This window comes from Fusicatenibacter sp. (assembly GCF_977045365.1).
Genome location: NZ_CDRRUH010000054.1, coordinates 1 through 21,725 on the forward strand (window position 1 = coordinate 1; position 21,725 = coordinate 21,725).

Genomic DNA, 21,725 nt, shown 5'->3' on the forward strand with positions numbered 1-21,725 from the left:
GCATGGTTCCGTTCTTGGTGCGCTCACGCAGAATATACTCTGCGATCAGCATACCGGACATGTTTCCGGTGAAGCTTACGTACTCGCCGGTCTTGCTGTCTTTTGCATAAACGCCGAGACGATCTGCGTCAGGGTCGGTTGCAAGGATGATGTCAGCGTCTACTTCTTTTGCCAGTTTCAGCGCCAGTGTCCATGCTTTCTCGTCTTCCGGGTTCGGGTAAGCCACCGTCGGGAAGTTTCCGTCCGGCATTTTCTGCTCTTTTACAACGTAAACCTGATTAAAGCCAAGCTCGCGCAGAACGCGGCGTACCGGCACATTTCCGGTTCCGTGAAGCGGTGTGTAGACGATCTTCATATCTTTTGCCGCATCTTTGATGATTTCCGGATGAATGCTCTGCTCTTTTAATTTTGCGACGTAACGGTCATCAAAATCGGTTCCGATGACCTGGAACAGGCCTTCTGCTCTTGCATCATCTTCTTCCATCGTTTTAACGGCAGAAAACTCGGTTACTTTTGCTACCTCTGCGAGGATGTTTTTGTCGTGCGGCGGTGTAATCTGTGCGCCGTCCTCCCAGTATACTTTGTATCCGTTGTACTCTCTCGGGTTGTGGCTTGCGGTAATGACGATACCGGAAATGCAGCCGAATTCACGGACAGCAAAAGAAAGCTCCGGTGTCGGACGCAGGGACTCGAACAGATACGTTTTGATTCCGTTTGCATTCAGGCAGAGTGCTGCTTCGCGTGCGAATTCCGGAGACATTCTTCTGGAATCGTGTGCGATGGCTACGCCTTTTTCCTGTCCGTTCTGGGAAATGATGTAGTTGGCAAGGCCCTGGGTTGCCTGGCGTACTGTGTAGATGTTCATGCGGTTGGTACCCGCTCCGATGACACCGCGGAGTCCGCCGGTACCGAACTCAAGCTGACGGTAGAAACGGTCTTCGATTTCTGCCTCATTTCCTTCGAGTGCTTTCAGCTCTTCTCTGGATGCCTCATCAAAATATGGATCATTGCACCATTTTTCATATACTTCTCTGTAACTCATGTTTGTTATCCTCCCTGTCTGTTGTACTTTATTTAACTTAAGACAGCAGACTTTTTCTGGATTTAAGCTCGTTTCATCACAGCTTAAAGTTACCATTTGTTTAGTCTGCTGTCAACTTAAAAATTAATTTATTTTTTCTAATTCTCTTGGTTCCTGATAAAGCTCTTTTAGATCACTGAGAACCTGTACTTTTCCTTTGCGGTCTGCGGTGCTCCAGGCTTTTCGTCAGTTCCATGACAGCCTTCATATAGCAGGCATGATCCTCTCTTAACCGGCCATACCTTCCGCAGCGTTCCGCGCAGACGGTACATTATATTTTTCAGTGCTCCGTACGGATTTTCACTCTTCTCATCCGTCCAGAGTGCTTCGGTTAACTGTTCCAGTGTTACGATATGGTTTTTGTTGCAGATCATATAAACCAGCAGCTTTGTGATCATCGGAGAATGAATCGCTTCCTCGTTGAGGCAGCGTGTTTCATCGTACATGCGGAATCTTCCAGGCAGCTGTACGCGAATCATAAAACATCGTCTCCTTCTAAGAACTCAAGCTCTTTTTCGGTCTGAATTGCCGGCAGTGCACTGTATTTCAGATTCTTTGCCCAGCCTTTTTTCTCCTCGGAGAAGCGCTCGCTGATTCTCTTGTAGACGAGTTCGCATCCTCTCTGGTTGCCGCCCTGCAGCAGAATCACATACTGGGACGGGCTGTATTTTGCAAAGAAATCGGAATGACGCAGGCTGCGTTTCATTACCTCAAGCAGCTTTTCGGACATACGGTCAAGGCGCGGACCGCCTTTTGCCGGGTAACCTTTTCCGTCTGTAATGGTGCACAGCATCAGCCACGGCATCTGTCCGTTCAGCTCGGACATACGGTAAACAAGTCGGTAGCAGTCACGGAATCCGGCGAGGGAACATAAGAATGCTCCGCCCTTTTCTCCCGGGCTCTCCTGAAGATCTGCCTGTACCTCTTCGATCACGCGGTGCCTGCTGCCCATGCGGCTTCCCAGATAGCGGTACTGCTCCACCAGTTTCTCGCTCGGTGTAACGCCAAGCTCTTCAAAGTAATGTTTCGAGGTCTGCTCGTACAGTTTCATGGCCTCTTTGTATCTCTCCAGGCCGATCAGCGCCTGCATCTGGACTGCCTGCCACTCGTCGAACGGATACAGTTCGGAAGCAACAGAAGTCAGTTTCTGCAGCTCATCGAACTCCTCGTTTTTCAGAAGATACTCACTTACTTCTTTCAGTGCATCGGAATATACTTTTTTCAGCTGCGCACGCTCCGCCTGTACCCACTCTTCCTCGCCGAAATCTGCAAGGAACTCTCCGGTGTACAGCTCCAGTGCTTCGATCATCTGATCCATGCGCGCTTTCTCGTCCGTCTCTTTTCCTGCTTCCAGGATCTTATTTTTGATATCAATCGCATCTACCTCGACCGGCATCGGGCTGGTCCAGTGGTAAACGCCTTTCTGTGTATAAATGTACTCAAACTGCGGAAGTCCTGCCTCGACAAGGCTTCTTTTCAGGCGATGTACGCCGACACGCAGGCTGTTTGCCGCGTCCGCCACATCTTCTCTTCCGTATGTGCTCTCCAACAGTCTTCCTCTGGAAATTCCATTGTCCTTGTTATAGAGGAAAATCTGCAGAAGTCTCATCGATTTTGTTGCCATTGTTTTCCGGAAGGAAATCGGCTGGTCGCCGTACTCCAGGAAAAAACTTCCCATCATGTGTACTTTTAAAAGCGGTAACTGTTCTGTTTGGTTTTTCATTTCTTCGTTCATACTAACTCCTGTATTGCCTGTTGTGCTCTAATCTCTGTTGTCGGTTGCGCTGCGCTCCGCAATCGGCTGCGGTAACGGGCCGGCGGTTCCCTGTTCGTTCATTTCAAAAACAATTACGGACGCCGGATTTCTGTTTTCTATTTTACATCATTTTAATCAAAAATCCTACTATAAAATGTATAAAATATTAACTTTAACACCGAAAAATTCCTGCTTTTTCTTCTTTTGTCTTGTTATCTTTTTGTCAATCCCATCTCATCCGTAAATTGCCCGCATGATTTTAGCCATCAGCCGCCCTGCAGGCGCCGAGAGCACCAGTACTACAGCAAGAGATACCATGCCGCACCCGAGCAGTGCGCGGTTCACAAGTCCCCGTGCTGAGCAGAATCCGAGGCAGAATCCCTTCTTCCAGGGCCAGAACAGCTTTTCCGGTTTCCGGTTGAAAAAATCGAGCACCAGATGGGACAGAAAGCCCACGGCAAAATAAGCGGACGCATCCGGGTAGATGATGTCCACGCACGCCGTCAGCAATGCCAGCGCCGCAAATGAATGCATGAAGGAGCGGTGCGGCTGCTGTTTCCCATAGGCGCAGATCAGCAAAAATGCTGCCGTTCCGGCGAGGAGACGCAGCACGCTGCTGTCGCTTGTGAGGCGGCGGTAAATTCCAAGATTCAGTTTATACTCCGCAAGAATTGTGAGCACCGCAACTGCAACTGTTGCCGTAATGATCTTATCGGCATCGCGGTGCGCCTGTGAAGTGCCGACATCAATGTCACTGATCAAACCGCCGATCGCGGCAGCCCCGGCACCGGCCACAAGCGCGGGAACCGTCTGCGGCTGTAAAACAGCAAGTGCCGCTGCTGTTCCAATAAAAAAATGTGTTCTTCCAAGCATTTGTCTGTTTTTTCCTTTCGTAAAATTTCCTTTATCATAGCACATTCCCGTCCTTTTATGCAACCATTTGTTCGATTCTTTTACGACCGTATGGTCCTATCAGGATCAAAAAAGAACCTCCTGCGACCGTTCATCGCCGCAGGAGGTTCTCCTCTGTTTCTGCCTTTGTTCCATACTATTTCCAGGTTATCTTATTTCACGTTTTTCCCTTCATTGTATGAATTTTCATTTGACATTTATCACTCATTTGAGTTATATCTTTATGCTTCATATACCAGTTCACCAGCAAGATACGTCCGGCACACCGGAATGTCTTTGATCGTGCTCTCATCCACCTCAAACGGATTCTGACCCAGTACGACGAAGTCTGCCATCATACCTTCTGCGATCTGGCCTTTCACGTTCTCCTCGAAACTTGCCTCGGCGCTGCGGATCGTGTAACTGTCGAGTGCTTCCTGTACGGTGAATTTCTGATCCGGCAGGTACGGGCCGACGTGGTCGCGCAGCGTTGTTCTTGTGACAGCGCACTGCATGCAGGCGAGGGCATCCGGCAGCTCTACCGGGCAGTCAGTTCCGTTGCTGACGGAGACGCCGTTGTTCATCAGCGTCTTCCAGCTGTAGCTTGTGCTCGCAAGCTCTTTGCCGACGCGCTCCTCTACGATATGGTTATCGTAATCGAGGAAGATGCTCTGTGCGTAAACGTGAAGATGCATTTTCGCGATTTTTTCAAGCTGATCGGCTCTTGTGATCTGGCAGTGCACGATGCCGTGGCGGTGATCTTCTCTCGGGTTTTCAGCAAGGGCTTTTTCATAGGCACTTAACACGCGGTCGAGGCACGCATCACCGATCGTGTGAACTGCAGCCTGCATGCCGTGTGCATTGGCGTAGCCGATCATCTCATCCATGGTTTCCTGGGTGAATACCGGGATTCCGCAGGTGGACGGGTCGTCTGCGTATGGGCGACTGAGGAATGCTGTTCTCGCACCGAGTGCGCCGTCGCCGAGCATTTTCAGCGGTCCGATTTTAAAGCGTTCTGTGCCGACGCCGGTCACATTTCCAGCCTCAACGAAACCTTTTAAGGATTCCAGATCGGTAAAGTTGCTCTGCTCGTAAACGCGGACGGTCAGCTCGCCGGACTCCTCGAGTTCTTTGTATGCCTCATTGACGGTCTGCCACGGAACGGCGCGGTAAACGCAGTAATCATCACTCTGGCTGCTGGTGACGCCGTAGCTGTTCAGGGCTTTGCAGGCGCTTCGGATCATATCTTTGATTTCCTCTTTGCTCGGCACCGGAATGCTGTCGTAAACCGGTTCCATTGCATTGTCGAAGAATCTTCCGTCCGGCTCACCGTTTTCCATACCGATCTCTCCGCCCTCCGGCTGCGGGGTATCTGCTGTGACACCGAGGAGTTCCAGCGCTTTGCTGTTGACTACGAGGCAGTGGCCGCACGCTCTCGTCGCGCAGATCGGAACTTCGGTTGATACGCGGTCAAGATCGTAGCGGTTCGGCATGCGGTCCACGTCCGTGAAGTAATCCTGATTCCAGCCGCGGCCCATCAGCCATGCGCCGTCTTTTCGCGGATGCTCTTTCTGGAAGGTGTCGAGGCAGGCGAGCATATCTTCCAGGCTTTCGGTATGTGCGGCAAGCTGCGCTTTCAGCAGGGAGCTTCCGTAATTTAAAAGGTGCATATGGCTGTCGTTAAAACCGCTGCAGACGAATTTTCCGCCGAGGTCTACAACTTTGTCGCCGGCTGCTGCAAGGGCATCTGCCTCTGCGCTGCTTCCGGCGAAAACAAATTTGCCGTCTTCTACTGCAAACGCTTCGACAAGCGGCAATTTTCCGGTGTAGACAGCTCCGTTTTTGTAAATTGTTTTCATATCATTATCCTCCTACTGTCATCTAAATTTGATTCTATTCTTTTCTGCCCATTTGCGCAATATACAAATTCAGACACGCCATTCTCATGCGTGTCTGGATTCGCTTTTGAATATTTTTTATTTCGTTTTCTCTTCGTAGAACAGGCAGGCGTTCTTGTCTACCGTGCCCTGGCCGAAGTTTCTTGCTTTGTAGTCTTTCAGCAGTTTGAAATACTGGTTCGAGAGAATCAGGATCACTGCTACGTTGACGAAGGTCGGGATCGCAGATGTGATATCAACGACAGTCCAGATAAAGCCCTGGTTGTTTGTCTTTACCAGATAGATCGTCCACAGTACGCCCGGCAGAGCGCGGACTGCGTAGAAGATTTTCATGACGATATCTTTCATCTTGCCTTCTTTTTTATACAGATGCTCCAGAATTGCCAGATAGTAGGTGAACCATCCGCCGGAAGTCGTTACAGTGAAAATGACCATGATGACTGCCAGAAGGATGCTTCCAAATTTGCCGAATCCGCTTGCAAATGCACTTAAAGCAAGTGTTCCGCCGTTCGTTCCGTCGGTCCAGTTTCCGCTTAAGATAACGGAAAGTGCGGTGATCGTACAGATAACCATGGTATCAAAGAATACCTCGAAAGATCCCCACAGACCCTGCTCTACCGGATGCGGTGTTTTTGCGGAAGCATGGATCATTGGAGAAGTACCCCATCCAGCCTCATTGGAGTATACGGAACGCGCCATACCCACACGGATAATCTCGCTGACTGCGCAGCCGGCAAAACCGCCGATCGCTGCTGTTCCGGTAAATGCGTTTGTTACGATGGCTGCAAATACGCCAGGAACGCGGTTGATGTTGATGATGATCATGCCAATTCCCATCAAGATATAAAGAACGCTCATAAATGGAACGAGCTTGCTGAACAGACTTGCGATTTTCTTCGTACCGCCGCTTGTAACGACATAGGTCAGAATGCAGAGCAGAACGCCCATCACGATAACGCCTTCTACTTTGAAGCTTCCAAGATTGATATTCTCAATACCGAACGCACCGGCTACGACCTGAGATGCGGTCAGGTTGGAAGAGGTTACGAAGAAGGTGGAGAAAATACCGATGCCGAAGATGAGCGCCGGGATCAGCCACAGCTTGCCCCAGTGGCGCTCCTCGCCAAGTCCGCACTCCATGTAGTAAGTCGGACCGCCGTAGTACTCACCTTTTTCGTTGGTGTGACGGTAGTAGCAGCCGAGGGTAACCTCAACCTGTTTTAATATCATACCAAGCAGAGACGAAAGCCACATCCACATAATGGCTCCCGGGCCGCCTGCTGCAACTGCAGTTGCAACACCGGCGATATTACCGAATCCTACGGTACCGCCGATAGCGGTCGAAATCGCCTCAAACGAGGAAAGCATACCCTTTCCTTCACTTGCTTTGTCTTCTTTCTGGAACAGTTTTCCGCCGGTTCTCTTCATAATCCAGCCAAAGTGACGGAACTGGAAAAATCCAGAACGAACGGTAAAGTACAGACCGGTCAGAATCATCAGCGCGATCAGCGGCACGCCCCAAAGGACACCGTCCAGCCAGTTAAGAAATGCTATCATGTCAAAATCCTCCCTTTTTTCTTTTCCGGCAACAGTTTTCTTCAGACGTATCCTGTAACACCCGTTTCGTCTTTCGTTCTCCAACCAAACAGATTTCCACCCCTGGAACCTTTTGTCACGGTTCCAACTGCAGTACAATAAAAAGAGCAGCGGTCTTCACCACTGCTCCATTAAATCTACGTTCATGAAGCAATAGCTCCTCCACCAGTACGGTGAGAGTGCACAGCCTGTTCGACTGTACCCCAACGCAGACAGTTTTTCGGGAACTGCCCCGTTTCGGCGAATGCTCCTTTCCCTGCCCGTCCCAGACCCCGTTGTCTCAGGACAGCTACTCTTAGCCTTCGCGCCTCTATTGCCGAATATGTATATTGACAGGTATTATCATATGTTTCTTTTCGCCACTTGTCAATCGTTTTTTCGACATTATTTTACAAAAATTTTATATTTTCGAAATTTGTCCCGATTTATTTGAGATTCTCCCCGTCGATTTTTTCGTCCCGGTAAAAATACTCGCGGTCGTGTTCGCCGATTGTGACGCCTGAAACGATGGTGACTTCTGCGAAAGTTTCCTTCATATATTTGACTTTCTTGTCTCCCTCTGACGGCTTCAGCTGGTTGAACTCCCACAGACGCTCCATATAGCCGGACTGCTCTTTGGCCGGATCTTCCACATTCGGGTTGTAAATGATTCCTTTTACCATTCATTCTCTGTCTGTCATACCGTCCTCCTGTCTGCTGTAGGATCTAAATAAGTATCCCTTCCAAATGATCCATCTCATGCTGGCAGATCTGGGCTGGCCAGCCGGTGAATTTTTGGCGTTGTTTTTTCCAATTCCAGTCGTAGTATTCGATTTCGATGTTCTGGTACCGCTTTGTTTTCCGCACGCCTGGCAGGGAGAGGCAACCTTCTTCTGTTTCGTAGGGGCCGCTTTTGCGGACTATCACCGGGTTGAACATGATGATGTCTCGGAATCCGGCGTTTACGATGATGATGCGTTTTTTCACGCCGATCATATTTGCCGCCATGCCGACGCATGCCTCGCGGTTTGCTGCCAGTGTGTCCTGCAGATCTCTTCCCACCTGCAGATCTTCCTCTGTCGCCGGGATGGATTTCTGTCCGAGGAAGAGAACGTCTCTCATAATTGGTTTTACCATTTGTGTTTCCTTTCTCTTTCGGCCTTAAAGGCCGAAATCGTTTAATTTTCTATTTGAATCCGCATATCGCACGATGTGCATCCGATCACGGTTTTTCCGCCTTCCTGCTCCAGTCGTTCTACTTTTCCGCCGCAGAACGGGCAGATCCAGTCGATCTGTTTTCCGGCTTTGACAACCTGCATCATGTTGACGAATTTTGTCGTATCTACATTTTTCGAATCACAGTTCTGCGTCCAATCACCGGAGAGTGCTTTTCGCAATTCGCCGTTTTCATTCAGAATGACGGTATCGCCCTCCTCGATGTTCCGGTCATACAGCATCTGATCCTCCTGGCGGATGCGCGATTCGTTCCCGTTTTCATCCTGTAACACAACAACTGCCATGACAGGCTCATCGGCGCTGCGTTCCTCGCAGCCGAAATCGATGTCTTCGTCGATCCGCACTACCTGATATTTCATTTAAAAATCCCCCTTACTCTGCTATCGTAAAAATCACAACCCGCTCCCGGCTGTCCCCGCCCGGAAACAGATCCATACAGTCGATCTCATCGAGAAATTCCAGTTCCGGCACGGTCATCAGATACGAGATATAGGCATCCGACGGGTAATAGAAAAACAACTGGATCTCCCGCGGATTTTCATAGTACGATTCCAGCAGTCTTGCCATTGCTTTTCTTAAAATTTCGAGCGAAAACGGGTTAAAAAAATACACCCGGTCCACTTCCGCAGGAACGGGAAAATTTTCGGCGCTCTCCAGCACAAACTCTGTCCGCGCGCCGGAGACCGCCGCTTTTTTATTTTCCACCGCCTTCGCATAAATCCGGTCATCATACTCCACACCGATGGACCGGCACCGGGTCTGCGCCGATAAGAAGAAATCCACGCGGCCCTTTCCGCATCCGTAATCGAGCAGCGTATTTCCCTTTCGGATCATCCCTGTGTTTGCCATCCGCTCCAGCACGCAGTATGGGGTCGGCTCATACGGATACCGGTACAGATCCGACCGGCTGTCGTCCCGCCCCATTGTGTGGATCTGAAGCAATCTGTCCCAGCGGTTCTCGTTTTTATCTTCTCTCATCGCCCGTCTCCCGATACTGATACTGTTCAAATAATTCCAGATATTCTTTCTCCACTGCAGCAAACGGCCGCACCGTGTAGTCCAGCGTGATGTGAAGTTTCGGCGCATCCCCCGCCTGCGGTTCCTCCAGCAGATTTGTCAGATCGTACCACAGCAGATCATTGTCGATCTGTTTCATCATCCGCTGCTCCTCCGCCGTCAGATCACTGCCAAGATATTTCTCATAAATCACCGAAAGCAGATGGTCCTCGATCTCGCGGTACCGCGGCATCTCCTGCTTTAATGGCCGCGGCACGTCCGACATGTAACACTCGCTCGCGTCATGCAGAAGGCACGCCAGCACCAGCCGCCGGGAATAGCCGCGCGCGGCCGCCTCTTTCGCACAGCAGATGCAGTGCTCTCCCACTGACCAGAACGTCGTCACATGACCGTTTCCGCGACAGACCATCGGCAGCGCATGCGCAAAATCCTCCACACAGAGCAGTTCCTGGGCGGGATGCACAGGGTCAAAATGTTTTCTTGTATACGTTGTTATTGTGCTCATTCTTTTATCTCACTATATGATTTTACTGCCGGCTGTCCCGCGTGCGGCTCGCCGATGATTTTTTCCATCCAGACCATATCGTACCAGCGGTCGAATTTGTAGCCGCAGTTGTGGAAGGTTCCCACGAGTTCGAATCCGAGATGTGCATGGAACTCGGCGCTGTTTTTCGTCAGATATTCATCCTCGACCTGCGGATAGCCGATGCAGGCGTAGAGGTTCAGAATGCCCATTTTTTTCAGACGGTCCGCCAGCTCTTCATACAGTCTCCGGCCAAGGCCTCCTTTTCTTGCATTGGGATCGAGATAAATGGTCAGCTCGCTCGACCAGTCGTATGCGGCGCGGCCGACAAAGGCATGTGCGTATGCATAACCTTCGATTTTTCCATCCTGCTCGATGACGAGGTATGGATATTTTTTCATGATATCACGCATGCGGTTCTCAAATTCTTCCAGAGACGGCACGTCCCACTCGAAAGAAATGACGGTGTATTCTACATAGTAAGCATAAATCTCCAGAATGCGTGCGGCATCCTCTATTTTTGCATCTCTGACAGTAATTGTACTCATAATAAACTCCTCCTCTGACCGTACTGCTTGCGTTTTCTGAACTTTATCTTATCACTCCGCTGAAAAATGGACAACATGATTTCCAGATTTCCTTTTTTTCTAAATTTTTCTGTGCTCTTTGCTTTCTTTCCTGTATAATAAAAGAAACAAGACGGATCACTATTTTTCTTCTTAATGAAAGAAAGGAACGTGCCTATGAAAATTTTAAATCTCGAAAACGAAAACCGGAAATTCACCAAATCCATCGAAAATTTCCACGTCATGGAATATCTCCAGGATTCCAGCGTCTCGCCGATGACTGCCATGGAGGAGTATTACATGAGCAAAATGAATGTGCGCCGCCACCAGGTTGTCATTGAACTGGACAAGGAGCACTCCGCGATTATCCAGTCCGGTGCGATGCAGTGGATGGGCGGCCATGTACAGGCGACCGCCGGAATCAAAGGGATCGGCGACCTGTTCGGAAAGGCCATCAAAGGCGCCATGACAAAGGAATCTGCCGTAAAACCGGAGTACGTTGGCGACGGATATCTCGTGCTGGAACCGACCTACAAATACATCATTCTTGTGGATGTCGAGAAATGGGGCTCCCTCGGAATGACGATTGAGGACGGCATGTTCCTCGCCTGCGACGGCAGAGTCAAAACCAAACTGACCGCCCGCAAGAGCATTTCCTCCGCTGTCCTCGGCGGCGAAGGCTTCTTCAATCTGAGCCTCGTCGGCAGAGGAGCCGTTGCCCTCGAAAGCAACGTACCTGAGGACGAACTGATCGAAGTCGAACTCGAAAACGACGAACTGAAAATCGATGGAAACCTCGCCGTCTGCTGGTCCTCCAACCTTGATTTCACCGTAGAGCGCTCCACCGGAACCCTCGTCGGCTCCGCCGTCAGCGGTGAAGGCCTCGTCAACGTCTACCGCGGAACCGGCCGCGTCCTCATGAGCCCGGTCGCCCCGACAGATTCCCTGCTGACTGCAACCAACACGACCCAGGCGAACCCCACTGTGAAGAACAACCTTCCGCCGGAAAATTAAATTCGAATCCTCTCCGTCCCTATGCCTAATACGCATAGAAAAAAGTCAAATTAAACCTCGTTTTTGATTGACACTTTCTTCAAAACATGTTAGCGTAAAATACGCATTTATCTTTACATTCTTAAGAAAAACCATACGATAAAATACATGTTCTGGAGAAAATGATGAATAGAATAAGCTGGACTGAACTGAAACCGCAGATTCAGCAGGTCGGGCGATTAAGTCTGCCTGCGATTCTTACACAGATTACTACGATTGCGATGCAATACATTGATTCCGCGATGGTCGGCGCGCTTGGGGCGAATGCTTCGGCGGCGATCGGGCTGGTTTCGTCGACGACGTGGCTCCTCAGCGGTACGATTTATGCGGTTTCAGCCGGTTTTTCTGTTCAGGTAGCGCATCAGATCGGGGGAAATCATGACAAGAAGGCAAGGGATGTTGTGCGGCATGGCATCGCGTCCGCGCTTGTTGTGTCGGCTGTTTTGTGCCTGATCGGGCTTCTGATCAGTCATCCGCTGCCGGGGTGGCTCGGCGGTGCGCAGGAGATCCGGCGGAATGCCACGCTCTATTTTATGATGTTTGCCATCATGCTTCCGTTTTCCCAGCTCAACTCGCTGATGTCGTCCTTCCTGCAGTGCAGCGGTGATATGGTGACACCCAGTATTTTAAATGCCGTCATGTGCGTGCTCGATGTCATTTTCAATGCTCTTTTGATTCCGGTTTTCGGTGTCATGGGTGCCGGTATGGGAACGATGCTGGCCTGCGCCGTCATCAGCCTCACGGGTGCCTGGTTCTGTTGTGTCCGCAATCCGCGGCTGCGTCTCCGCCGGAAGGAGAAAACGGTTTTTGATACGAAAATTCTGAAAACTGCATTCAAAATCGGTGTGCCGGTTGCCGTACAGGAAATCGCGATGAACAGCGCCATGGTTGCTGCCACCATGCTGATTGCCCCGCTCGGCTCCATTGCGATTGCGGCCAATTCGTTCGCCGTCACCGCCGAAGGCCTCTGCTACATGCCAGGCTACGGCATCGGTTCCGCCGCGACAACGCTCGTCGGCAGAAGCTACGGCGCCGGAAATTACAAGCTGGCGAAACGCTACGGAAATATCTGCATTGCCATGGGCGCAGTCCTGATGGCCATCACTGGAGGTCTGATGATGATCTTCTGTCCGTTCGTCTTTAGCATTCTGACTCCTGACCCGCAGGTCCGCTCGTTTGCCGCCGAGGTACTCCGCATCGAACTGCTCGCCGAGCCGTTTTTCGGCGCTTCCATCGTTGCCGCCGGAGCCCTCCGCGGAACAGGCGATACGTTTGTGCCAAGCCTTCTGAACCTTGGCAGCATCTGGGTCATCCGCCTCGGTCTCGCGGTGCTTCTCATCACCCCGCTCGGCCTGCGCGGCATGTGGATCGCCATGGCTATCGAGCTCTGCATCCGCGGATTGCTGCTGCTCTACCGCCAGCATACATCGAAATATTATAAAATATCATAAACGCCATACAAAAAAGAGGTGATCTGCCGGCACAGAGCAGATCATCTCTTTTTTTGCATCCTGCTTATTTTTTGTTTTTCATTCCAAAGTTTTTCTGTTCATCCTCGCGGAACAGACGGTTTTTATCCTTATAAGACTGAAACGCATGTTTTGTCGCCTTCCACATGGTCCGGAACGAGAGCCCCTGTTCTTTATCATATTTCGATGGCAGTAAAAGATAGCAGAGAAGGGAAATCAGTACGCCGATGCCGGTATCCAGAATCCGGGCAAGCGTATAGAAAACAACTCGTTCCTCACCAACTGTGTAAAGTACCACAAAGTAGACCACGATTCCCGGCTGGATCGCAGAGTCCGCCTGCAGTGCCAGATTGCACCACAATACCAGGCAGAGCCCCGCCGCCAGCCACAGAAAAGCCGGAATTCCAAACGGCTGTTTCTGATACAGCATGTAGAATGGAATGACCAGGATTCCTCCCACAAACGTTCCGATCAGGCGATTGATTCCATTGTGGAATCCCTCTTCAAACCGGCTCCCAACCCCGTACACTGCGCCGATCAGCGCAAAGCAGGGGTTGCGGCCGCCGGGAATCAGATATTCATAAATCAGGGAAGTCAGCAGAACAACCACCGCTGTCCGCCACATGCGTTCCGTCAGACGGGGTGATTTGAAATCCTTCAGCGGCGTGAGCTGCCACTTATTTTTCACCTCCGCCCGGTCCAGCATTTCCTGTGGTCCCATAGGCTGCTCCTGTCAAAAACTCTTATTATTTGATAAATTATTTGATAAACTTCACTTCCGGATAAATTGCCTGTTTTGCAGCCTCTTTGCGCTCGTTGAAAACAACTTTGTTCTCTTCAAACAGGTTGCGTCCTTCTGCATCAATAGAAACGATCAGCGGACCGAACTCTTTTACTTTATTGCACCATAACGTCTCCGGCATTCCCAGTTCATCCCAGTGATGCTCTGCAATTCTTTCCACCTCAGTCGCGGCAACAACCGCGCAGCCTGCCGGGAAGACACAGTGAATGGCACCGAATTCTTTACATGCACGCTCGGTATTCGGACCCATGCCGCCTTTTCCGACAATGACACGTACGCCGGTCAGTTTTGTAAATTCATACTCGAATTTCTCCATACGCATGGAAGTAGTCGGTCCGACAGAAACCATCTCGTAATCATCTTCTGTTCCCTCAATTTTCCGTACGATCGGGCCGGCATGGAAAATTGCCTTGTCTTTGATATTATATGGAAGCTCTCTTCCGTACTCAACGAGTCTGCGGTGTGCAACGTCACGGCAGGTCATGAGATCGCCGTCCAGCCAAACAATATCTCCGATGTGGATATCTTTCAGGTCTTCTGCGCTTACCGGTGTAATCAGAACTTTTTTATCTCCTCTAATTTCGATCATAATTCGTACCTCCGTTTATGCATTAAATTTCCAGGTGGAATGTGTATCACAAGTTACTGTCAGATCAGGATTTACCACGATATGGCCGCGGCGGTGGGACCAGCATCCCACATTTACGGCAACGCCGATCGTGGATGGATGGCGGGCGGTGTTTTCAATGTTTACACCCATAACGGAATATTTTCCGCCCATTCCCTGCGGTCCAAGGCCGATGGCATTGATGCCGTCTTCCAGCAGACGCTCCATTTTTGCTGCATTTGCATTTTCATTGTGGGAACCGATCGGGCGCATCAGCGCTTTCTTTGAATTTAATGCTGCGGTTTCGATGGATGTTCCAACTCCAACGCCGACAAGAAGCGGAGGACACGCATTTAAGCCGTAGCTTGTCATCTGATCCAGTACGAAATCGGTGATTCCTTCATATCCTGCACCTGGCATCAGAACCATCGCTTTTCCAGGAAGCGTACATCCGCCGCCTGCCATGTAAGCGTAGATTTCGCATTTGTCACTGTTCGGAACGATATCCCACCATACGGTCGGGGTTCCTTTTCCTACGTTTTTCTTGGTATTGTACTCATCAAAAGTCTCTACCGAGTTGTGGCGGAGCGGTGCTGCAAAGGTAGCCTGTACAACAGCCTCTTTCAGCAGGCCTTCCAGTTCATTGATGTACGGAAAATTCGTTCCGCATTTCAGCCAGAACTGAAGCACGCCGGTGTCCTGGCAGCTCGGACGGTTTAATTCCACCGCCAGTTTCTGGTTTTTGGTCATCGTCTCATACAGTGCTTTCGGAAGCGCTGCTGTTTCCTGGGAGCCCAGCTCCTCCAGCTTTGCAACTACATCGTCCGGCAGCTTTTTGCCGATGTGGGCAACAAAATCAGCTACCATGTCTGTTAAAACTTTTACTCCATTTTCGTTTGTCATAATATACCTCCTATGAATGATTTTCATGAGTGAACTTTGTGGTGCGGGGCAGGAATTTTCTGCCCCTTGTGGTGTGTGATACCTGTTTATGCGAAGGAATGCTTATCATGGATAAAAAGGAAACAGGATGGGCAGCAGTATCATGCAGATTGCAAAGGATACGAGGATCAGAGGCAGGCCGGATTTTACATAATCCTTGAATTTATAGCCTCCGAGTCCGACTACCATCGTGTTTGCAGGCATACCAATTGGTGTTGCATACGCGCAGGAACCGGCGATAACAGTTGCAATCACAACGGACCGCGGGTCTGCTCCAAGGCTGTTTGCAAGAGAAACAGCGATCGGAATCATAAGTGCCGTAGTGGCTGTATTTGACATAAAGTTGGTCAGTACACAGGTTACCAGGAAAATTACCAGGAGAAGCAGAATCGGATTTGGATTGGATCCGAGCAGACCGACGATTTTATCGGCGATCATACTTCCTGCCCCTGTGACATCCAGTGCTTTTGCCAGGGAAAGAGAGCCTCCAAAGAGGAGAACTACTTTTAAGTCAATGGAATTCAACGCTTCTTTTTCTGTCAGAACCCCGGTCAGCACCAAAAAGAGTGCGCCAAGACAGGCGGAAAGCTGAATGCTGATTCCAATTAATTCTTCGAAAATCATAGCGAAAATTACAACGATCAGAACAACAAGTGAAATGATCTGTTTCCATTTCGGAACATTGCTGAAATCTTTCTGCTCTTCCAGGTTCTGGGCTGCTTCGTTCTGATTCTGCGGAAGAAGTTTATATCCAAAACAGACGAAGTAGAGGATTCCTATCAGCAGCATCGGAATTCCGATTGGCGCGTACATGAAAAAGCTGGTTTTGATTCCCATCTCCTGCAGTGCATTGACGCCCATCAAATTTCCCGGCGCTCCGATGATAGAGAGGTTTCCGCCGAGGGCTGCCGCGAATACAAGCGGCATCAGCAGGTGGCTTCTGGAATAACCGGACTCATCTGCGATTCCACAGACAACCGGGATCAGTACGGCAGCGGTTCCGGTGTTGGATAAGAATCCGGACATCACGCCGGCAATTACCATAATGGCGATGATCAGTGTTTTTTCGGTTTTGGCAAAGCGGGTTACAAGTCCTCCGATTTTGTTTGCCATTCCCGTCTCGAAAAGTGCCTGGCCGACAACAAACATGCCGACGCAGAGGATAACGTTGCTGTTTACGTATTGAGAGAAAGTCGTTGATACATCCAGAATTCCGGTGAGAGTCAATCCAAGCGCACAGATCGAAGCTGTCAGACCCAGCGGAATTTTCTCCAGAATGAAGCTGACAATCGCAAATACCAGAAACAGCAATGTGATTGTGGTTTGAGACATTCCCAAATCTCCTTTCGTTTTTTCAGTTTTCTTTTTCTTGAAAAGCATCGGCCGAACACGTTTCTTTTGTTACTTGTATTATACGTCGTGTACTGGTTAAAAAACAAATTGGTGGAATACATGACCCCATAAAAAATTTTTATATTCGCAAAACAGGGGCTCTTTTTTTGTGCATTTTTACCTTGTTTTGCGGGAAACCGAAAAAAAATATAGAAACATTTACGTCTCTATGGTATCTTAATGGTAATATAATGTTGTCTCAACGAACATTTGGAGGGGAAAAATGACTTTAAATCAGCTTCGTTACTTCTGTATGGCAAGCCGGTGCCACAGTATTACAAAAGCGGCCGAGGAATTGTACGTGACGCAGCCGACCGTATCGGTTGCTATCCGTGATCTTGAAATTGAATTCGGCGTCAGTCTCTTTTCCAGAAAGGGAAATCAGTTAATTCTGACGCGTGAAGGGGAGGAATTTTATCAGAAAGCAAATTATATTCTCCAGTACTGCAATGAGCTGCAGGCGGATTATTCCAATCTCTCCCGTGTGCGCCCGCCGATCCGCATTGGTATTCCGCCGATGCTGAGCACCGTCTTTTTTCCCGAGCTTCTTCTCGCTTTTTCAGAAGAGCATCCCGAAATTGCGGTATCTCTTGAGGAGTATGGTTCGGTCCGTGCCTGTAATCTGGTGCAGGATGACACACTGGATCTGGCGCTTGTCAATATGGAACAGTATAATATTGATAAATTTCACCATGCCGTTCTTGCGGATGACCAGGTCGTATTTTGTGTAGCAAAAAACCACCCCCTGGCAGGCAGAGAAGTGGTTTCCATTCAGGATATGGCAAAACAGCCCTTAATTTTCTTTAATGCTGACTCGGTGCAGAATCAGCTCCTGAAGCTGCGGTTCGAACTTGAGGGGTATACACCGAATATCATCATGCGGAGCAGCCAGATTTACACGACACTGCAGTTTTTAAAGACGGGCCGCTATGCCTGTTTTCTGTATTCCAGCATGACTGATAAATTTCCGGAAATCATCGGCATTCCGATGCAGACACCAATTCGAGTGAAAATCGGCATGATATGGAAGAAAAGCAGATACATCAGCAGCGATATGCAGACGCTGATCTCTTTTACAAAAAAGTATTATCAGATGCATTCGTTGATTCCATCGGACAAAAAAACGAGCGGGGATTGAATATATCCCCGCCGTTTTCTGTAATCTTTTTTTATTTCTCTGGAAAATCGTATCGTACAATCTCACAGTTTTTCACACCAAATGCCGCATATTCTTCATTCGTCATATCGTGAAAATACGACTGCACGACACGCGCAATGCCGTTGTGTGCGACGAGAATATACGTTTTTTCATCGGATTCTTCCCGAATTTCATCCAGCAGATTATAGATTCTCTGCGCCAGCCGCAGAGTCGATTCGCCGCCCTCGTGGCTCATTGCGAAGCATTCCTTCGCCTTTTTGAAGTCCGCTCCATCGCGTGCTGTGGACTCCCATTTTCCAAAATTCTGCTCCGTCAGCCGCGGCTCCGGCCGCGCCGGGATGCCGGTCATCTCGGAAATATGTTTCGCGGTGTCTGCCGCACGAACCAGCGGGGAATACAGAATCTCATCCGCCTGAATCCCCTCTTTCAGGATTTTCTCCCCGGTCTCAACCGCCTGCTGATGCCCAAATTCCGTCAATGCAATATCCGTCGCCCCACAGATCTTATTCTCCACATTCCAGATCGTCTGCCCGTGACGCACAAAATAAAAATGTCCCATGAAATGATTCCTCCTGCTTATCCTCGTCAAATGTTTCTTTCTTTTCAGAATATCACAAGCCCGCATCTGCCGCAATGAACTGTTTTTAAAAACTCCATTTCCACCAGATGAATCTTATTTTATTCACTTTTTGTACCTTTTCTTTAATTCATTTTCAAATTTTAAACGTCTCAACCTCCACAACCCGGTCTTTCCCTTTCGTTCCCCAGATCATCAGATGGGCCTTATATTCCACCGAATCCCGTGCATAAAAGAATGGCTCCTCGCGCAGCAATGATGCGCGTTTTCCTTCGGCTTCCAGTATCTTTTTCTGTTTCATTGCCTGCTCCTGGATTTTTCGGATCTGGGTTCCTTCTTCGCCAGTGAAGCGTCGTTTCGGGTAATTCTGTGCTTCGCGGGCCAGTTTTTTTTCCAGTAAATCCACGACTTTCGCGTGGCGGCTCGTATGCAGCAGTTTTGCGATCTGTTTTGCGAGGAGTTTTCCCTGCCATTTTTCATAAAGTGCAAGATACCGCAGCAGCACTTTATCGCCTGCCTCCGATGCCAGTTTTTTCATCTCCGTAATTGCCTCTTCCGTCGCTTCCCACCATGGGCATGACGGTACGAGATACTGATCCGGCACGGCCGGGTAGCAACAGAAATTGAGCGGCGGGAAATTGGCCAGCGATGCCAGACGCATTTCTTCCTCGGTGCAGAACGCCTCGCCGAGGTATTCCAGCTTGTCCCGCAGGATCGCAATACGGAACTCAATCTGCCGCAGATACTCGTATCCGTCCACCCAGAAATGACCCGTTTTTCCGTAATCAAACAGATGCACTTCCAGTGAAAGGCGGCTGAAAAACAGCGTGCACACCGTCTCTTTCTGCCGCACGATCAGAACGTACTGCTCCCCGTCTTTTTCCAGTGCGGCATCTATTTCTCCCTCGTATTCCTTCTGATACGTTCCCGTCAGCTCCGCGTCATGAAAAACGAGAAAGCTCTCTGCCGCATCGTTCATCAGATAGACAAGCCAGATCTCCTTTTCTCCTCCCCCGTACCGCTCACCCGGAAGCAGCAGCTCGAACTGCCCCTGCGAAAGAAGCACATCCAGCCTTTCCAGTTCCTCGGTCCATGTGATATTTTCTGCAATTTCCATTCCGTGATTCTCCCCTGTTTTCTTTTACTTCCTATGATACACCATAAAAAGGCTCCACTGCAATCCAAAGCAGTAGAGCCCCTTCTCCAAATTTTTCTGTTATTAATCCGTCCCGTTATCCGGCGCATGCCGTCCGCACTTTCTCGTCCAGCGTCGTCTGAATCTCTTTTAAATTCACCGGTTTCGGAATATGCCCGCGTCCGCGCACCGCTTGCGGTCCGTTGCAAAAGTATTTGCTGTCATCGCAAAAATCGGAACATCATTGTCCTCACGCACACTGTTTCGAATTTTTTTCATCGCCTCGATGCCATCCATCACCGGCATCTGCATATCCATGAAGATCGCAAAATAGCTTCCCGGATCCGACGCTTCAAACTGATCCACGGCCTTGGAACCATTCTCCGCCCAGTCCACGACAAGGCCGAAGCTTCCGAGCAGCTCCGTCGCAACCTCTGCATTCAGTGCATTATCCTCCGCAAGCAGAACAGCAGCACACCTGCAATCAGTGCCACCAGATACAGCGGGTGGTCAAACAGATACGCCATGATGGTCGGTGTCTCCACATCTTCCACATAGCTCTGCACAATTTCCGCTCTGCTCTTTCGTGATACGTTGTAAAGCGTTTTTTCCCACAGACCGTAGAAACTCCGGTCAACCTCTGAGAGTACGCCCATCCGCAGGGACATCGATGCACCTGGCACAACTTCCACGCGGAGGCGGTTCTGCGTATCATCTCTTGCCAGCTTCTGCGCTGTGTAGGTCATCAGCAGTGCACCGTCCACATTCTCATTGACCAGTCTCTGCACACATTCGTCCGTATCTTTCACCGACACAATTTCTGCATTCGGCCATTCATTGTTCAGGATTTCTTTGACCGTCACACCATCGTCGATTACCACTATTCTCTGCAGTTTTCCCGACGCACCGCGCCGCCGCAATTCCTTTTGCCTCCCCGTTTTCATACCACGAGTATTGATTTCCGTCCGGATTCATCACGCCGCGGATCACGGCGCCGCTCTCTTTCAGCTGGGAAAGAAGCGCTTTTTCCTCTGCCGTGTAATCAGTATTCACTTCCACGGAACCGTAATATTTATTGTACAGATCAGACCGCCAGTTCGGTGTCTCCACGTTCATGCTCGTAAATGCGGTGATCGCCGGATGGCGGGAAAATGCAAACTCCTCCTCGCGCTCCGGTATCTTTTTGGCAGCCGTATAAATGTCTGCTTCTCCATTTTGCAGCATCTCCTCACATTCCTTCGCCGTCTTATCGTATCCGACGTAGGAAAACGTACACTGCATATATTTGGCAATGCCCTGCATCATCTCATATCCATATCCGCTCCACAGTCCGTTTTCGTCCTGCATGTGATAGCTGTCGAAGGCTGCTGCTGGACCTATGAAAAAGCCTATAAGAGAATTTATCAGGTACTCACAATGGAAAATTCCTGAAGTAAACTGCGGAATCGCAAGTATGTGTTTCGTCTTGAAAAAGCAGCAAAAATATAGTATAATATTTTTGTTGCTGACCCGGCTGAAACATTTATAATTCTTGTTTCTGTAGCTCAGTAGGATATAGCGTCCGCCTCCTAAGAGAAAGCCGAGGCATTCCCCAAATTGGGGAACGTTCTAATGTTACCAAATCAAAAAAAATCTGTAGATTGACAACTCGAAAAAGAGTTGATAATCTTATATATGGCCGAAGGGAAAAATCCCAGAAACCCAGTAAAATCAAGGGTTTGCGGCATGTGTCGTCATAGCTCAGCTGGATAGAGCACTCGCCTCCTAAGCGGCAGATTGTTCGATTCCTTCGAGCAGTGAAAATTGAATAAAACCAACAAATGTCTCAGTAGCTCAGTTGGATAGAGCACACGCCTCCTAAGCGTGGGGTCGGAGGTTCAAATCCTCTCTGGGACGCCAGAAAGCACCGCTGCAAGCCTTTTTTCGGGGTTTGCAGCGTTTTTTTGTTCCTCCTTCTCCCGGTAATTTCACTTCCGTTACCGGGAGATTTTTATACGCCGCATGATGTATATTTGCTAATTGGACTCGAACGCTTTTCAGAAATTT

24 protein-coding genes, 1 tRNA gene and 1 riboswitch are annotated in these 21,725 nt (G+C 49.6%); of the genes, 4 read left to right on the forward strand and 21 right to left on the reverse strand.

The genetic code is table 11. From position 1 onward, the window contains the following. The 12 genes from ACY2VW_RS11270 to ACY2VW_RS11325 form a co-directional block, all read right to left on the reverse strand. Positions 1 to 1,042, reverse strand: a 1,042-nt coding sequence (locus tag ACY2VW_RS11270; RefSeq protein WP_461878132.1) for a phospho-sugar mutase, incomplete at its 3' end; no start/stop codon positions are given. A gap of 167 nt (positions 1,043 to 1,209) precedes the next feature. Further along, a complete protein-coding gene (locus ACY2VW_RS11275) occupies positions 1,210 to 1,560 on the reverse strand; it encodes a winged helix-turn-helix domain-containing protein (protein WP_461878133.1) in 351 nt (116 codons plus the stop codon). After that, entirely contained in the window at positions 1,557 to 2,816 is a 1,260-nt protein-coding gene (locus ACY2VW_RS11280) for an AfsR/SARP family transcriptional regulator (protein WP_461878134.1), read from the reverse strand. The genes ACY2VW_RS11275 and ACY2VW_RS11280 overlap by 4 nt, the downstream gene beginning before the upstream one ends. 255 nt (positions 2,817 to 3,071) lie before the next feature. Continuing rightward, the gene (locus ACY2VW_RS11285) at positions 3,072 to 3,710 is read right to left on the reverse strand and encodes a metal-dependent hydrolase (protein WP_158579817.1); all 639 of its coding nucleotides are present in this window, start codon (positions 3,708 to 3,710) and stop codon (positions 3,072 to 3,074) included. Positions 3,711 to 3,970: 260 nt separating this feature from the next. Next, on the reverse strand, positions 3,971 to 5,587 hold the full coding sequence (locus tag ACY2VW_RS11290; protein WP_461878135.1) for an amidohydrolase: 1,617 nt from the start codon (positions 5,585 to 5,587) through the stop codon (positions 3,971 to 3,973). 117 nt (positions 5,588 to 5,704) lie between these two features. Further along, positions 5,705 to 7,183: an alanine/glycine:cation symporter family protein gene (locus ACY2VW_RS11295; RefSeq protein WP_117510525.1), complete on the reverse strand. Its 1,479-nt coding sequence runs from the start codon at positions 7,181 to 7,183 to the stop codon at positions 5,705 to 5,707. Positions 7,184 to 7,368: 185 nt separating this feature from the next. After that, positions 7,369 to 7,543: riboswitch (Lysine riboswitch) on the reverse strand. A gap of 104 nt (positions 7,544 to 7,647) precedes the next feature. Next, on the reverse strand, positions 7,648 to 7,884 hold the full coding sequence (locus ACY2VW_RS11300; protein ID WP_461878136.1) for a maltose acetyltransferase domain-containing protein: 237 nt from the start codon (positions 7,882 to 7,884) through the stop codon (positions 7,648 to 7,650). 43 nt (positions 7,885 to 7,927) lie between these two features. Further along, positions 7,928 to 8,338, reverse strand: a complete 411-nt coding sequence (locus ACY2VW_RS11305; RefSeq protein WP_022461821.1) for a peptide deformylase — start codon at positions 8,336 to 8,338, stop codon at positions 7,928 to 7,930. 41 nt (positions 8,339 to 8,379) lie between these two features. Then, entirely contained in the window at positions 8,380 to 8,796 is a 417-nt protein-coding gene (locus ACY2VW_RS11310) for a hypothetical protein (RefSeq protein WP_461878137.1), read from the reverse strand. Between the two features lie 13 nt (positions 8,797 to 8,809). Beyond that, entirely contained in the window at positions 8,810 to 9,415 is a 606-nt protein-coding gene (locus ACY2VW_RS11315; protein ID WP_461878138.1) for a class I SAM-dependent methyltransferase, read from the reverse strand. Beyond that, positions 9,402 to 9,959: a hypothetical protein gene (locus ACY2VW_RS11320; protein WP_461878139.1), complete on the reverse strand. Its 558-nt coding sequence runs from the start codon at positions 9,957 to 9,959 to the stop codon at positions 9,402 to 9,404. The genes ACY2VW_RS11315 and ACY2VW_RS11320 overlap by 14 nt, the downstream gene beginning before the upstream one ends. Further along, entirely contained in the window at positions 9,956 to 10,525 is a 570-nt protein-coding gene (locus ACY2VW_RS11325) for a GNAT family N-acetyltransferase (RefSeq protein WP_117802714.1), read from the reverse strand. The genes ACY2VW_RS11320 and ACY2VW_RS11325 overlap by 4 nt, the downstream gene beginning before the upstream one ends. Before the next feature lie 195 nt (positions 10,526 to 10,720). On the opposite strand from ACY2VW_RS11325, the gene ACY2VW_RS11330 reads away from it, so the two are divergent. Both ACY2VW_RS11330 and ACY2VW_RS11335 read left to right on the forward strand, forming a co-directional pair. Further along, positions 10,721 to 11,557, forward strand: a complete 837-nt coding sequence (locus ACY2VW_RS11330) for an AIM24 family protein (protein WP_461878140.1) — start codon at positions 10,721 to 10,723, stop codon at positions 11,555 to 11,557. 164 nt (positions 11,558 to 11,721) lie between these two features. Further along, the gene (locus ACY2VW_RS11335; protein WP_461878141.1) at positions 11,722 to 13,047 is read left to right on the forward strand and encodes an MATE family efflux transporter; all 1,326 of its coding nucleotides are present in this window, start codon (positions 11,722 to 11,724) and stop codon (positions 13,045 to 13,047) included. Between the two features lie 64 nt (positions 13,048 to 13,111). Here ACY2VW_RS11335 and ACY2VW_RS11340 read toward each other — a convergent pair whose 3' ends face one another. The 4 genes from ACY2VW_RS11340 to ACY2VW_RS11355 all read right to left on the reverse strand — a co-directional run bounded on the left by ACY2VW_RS11340 (position 13,112) and on the right by ACY2VW_RS11355 (position 16,748). Further along, complete coding sequence (locus ACY2VW_RS11340; RefSeq protein WP_022461591.1) at positions 13,112 to 13,786, reverse strand: FUSC family protein; 675 nt, start codon at positions 13,784 to 13,786, stop codon at positions 13,112 to 13,114. A 37-nt stretch (positions 13,787 to 13,823) separates the two neighbouring features. Continuing rightward, positions 13,824 to 14,456 carry a L(+)-tartrate dehydratase subunit beta gene (gene ttdB, locus ACY2VW_RS11345; RefSeq protein WP_022461435.1) on the reverse strand — a complete coding sequence of 211 codons (633 nt, stop codon included), beginning with the start codon at positions 14,454 to 14,456 and terminating at the stop codon, positions 13,824 to 13,826. A 15-nt stretch (positions 14,457 to 14,471) separates the two neighbouring features. After that, complete coding sequence (gene ttdA, locus ACY2VW_RS11350) at positions 14,472 to 15,377, reverse strand: L(+)-tartrate dehydratase subunit alpha (RefSeq protein WP_022461434.1); 906 nt, start codon at positions 15,375 to 15,377, stop codon at positions 14,472 to 14,474. Positions 15,378 to 15,482: 105 nt separating this feature from the next. After that, positions 15,483 to 16,748, reverse strand: coding sequence for an SLC13 family permease (locus ACY2VW_RS11355; protein WP_349141964.1), 1,266 nt, complete (start codon positions 16,746 to 16,748; stop codon positions 15,483 to 15,485). Between the two features lie 283 nt (positions 16,749 to 17,031). On the opposite strand from ACY2VW_RS11355, the gene ACY2VW_RS11360 reads away from it, so the two are divergent. Continuing rightward, entirely contained in the window at positions 17,032 to 17,946 is a 915-nt protein-coding gene (locus ACY2VW_RS11360; protein ID WP_022461432.1) for a LysR family transcriptional regulator, read from the forward strand. A 31-nt stretch (positions 17,947 to 17,977) separates the two neighbouring features. On the opposite strand, the gene ACY2VW_RS11365 is transcribed toward ACY2VW_RS11360, so the two are convergent. The 5 genes from ACY2VW_RS11365 to ACY2VW_RS11385 all read right to left on the reverse strand — a co-directional run bounded on the left by ACY2VW_RS11365 (position 17,978) and on the right by ACY2VW_RS11385 (position 21,233). Next, on the reverse strand, positions 17,978 to 18,526 hold the full coding sequence (locus ACY2VW_RS11365; protein WP_022461431.1) for a histidine phosphatase family protein: 549 nt from the start codon (positions 18,524 to 18,526) through the stop codon (positions 17,978 to 17,980). Between the two features lie 154 nt (positions 18,527 to 18,680). Further along, positions 18,681 to 19,661 (reverse strand): DUF3878 family protein, encoded by a 981-nt coding sequence (locus tag ACY2VW_RS11370; RefSeq protein ID WP_461878142.1) that lies wholly within the window; start codon positions 19,659 to 19,661, stop codon positions 18,681 to 18,683. A 174-nt stretch (positions 19,662 to 19,835) separates the two neighbouring features. Further along, positions 19,836 to 20,144: a response regulator gene (locus tag ACY2VW_RS11375; RefSeq protein WP_461878144.1), complete on the reverse strand. Its 309-nt coding sequence runs from the start codon at positions 20,142 to 20,144 to the stop codon at positions 19,836 to 19,838. Next, positions 20,120 to 20,560: a type 2 periplasmic-binding domain-containing protein gene (locus ACY2VW_RS11380; RefSeq protein WP_461878143.1), complete on the reverse strand. Its 441-nt coding sequence runs from the start codon at positions 20,558 to 20,560 to the stop codon at positions 20,120 to 20,122. The genes ACY2VW_RS11375 and ACY2VW_RS11380 overlap by 25 nt, the downstream gene beginning before the upstream one ends. Beyond that, positions 20,514 to 21,233, reverse strand: a complete 720-nt coding sequence (locus tag ACY2VW_RS11385) for a transporter substrate-binding domain-containing protein (protein ID WP_117761377.1) — start codon at positions 21,231 to 21,233, stop codon at positions 20,514 to 20,516. Before ACY2VW_RS11385 ends, ACY2VW_RS11380 begins: the two co-directional genes overlap by 47 nt. Before the next feature lie 268 nt (positions 21,234 to 21,501). Between ACY2VW_RS11385 and ACY2VW_RS11390 the strand changes: the two genes are divergently transcribed. Then, a tRNA-Arg gene (locus ACY2VW_RS11390) sits at positions 21,502 to 21,578 on the forward strand. Positions 21,579 to 21,725: the final 147 nt, after the last annotated feature.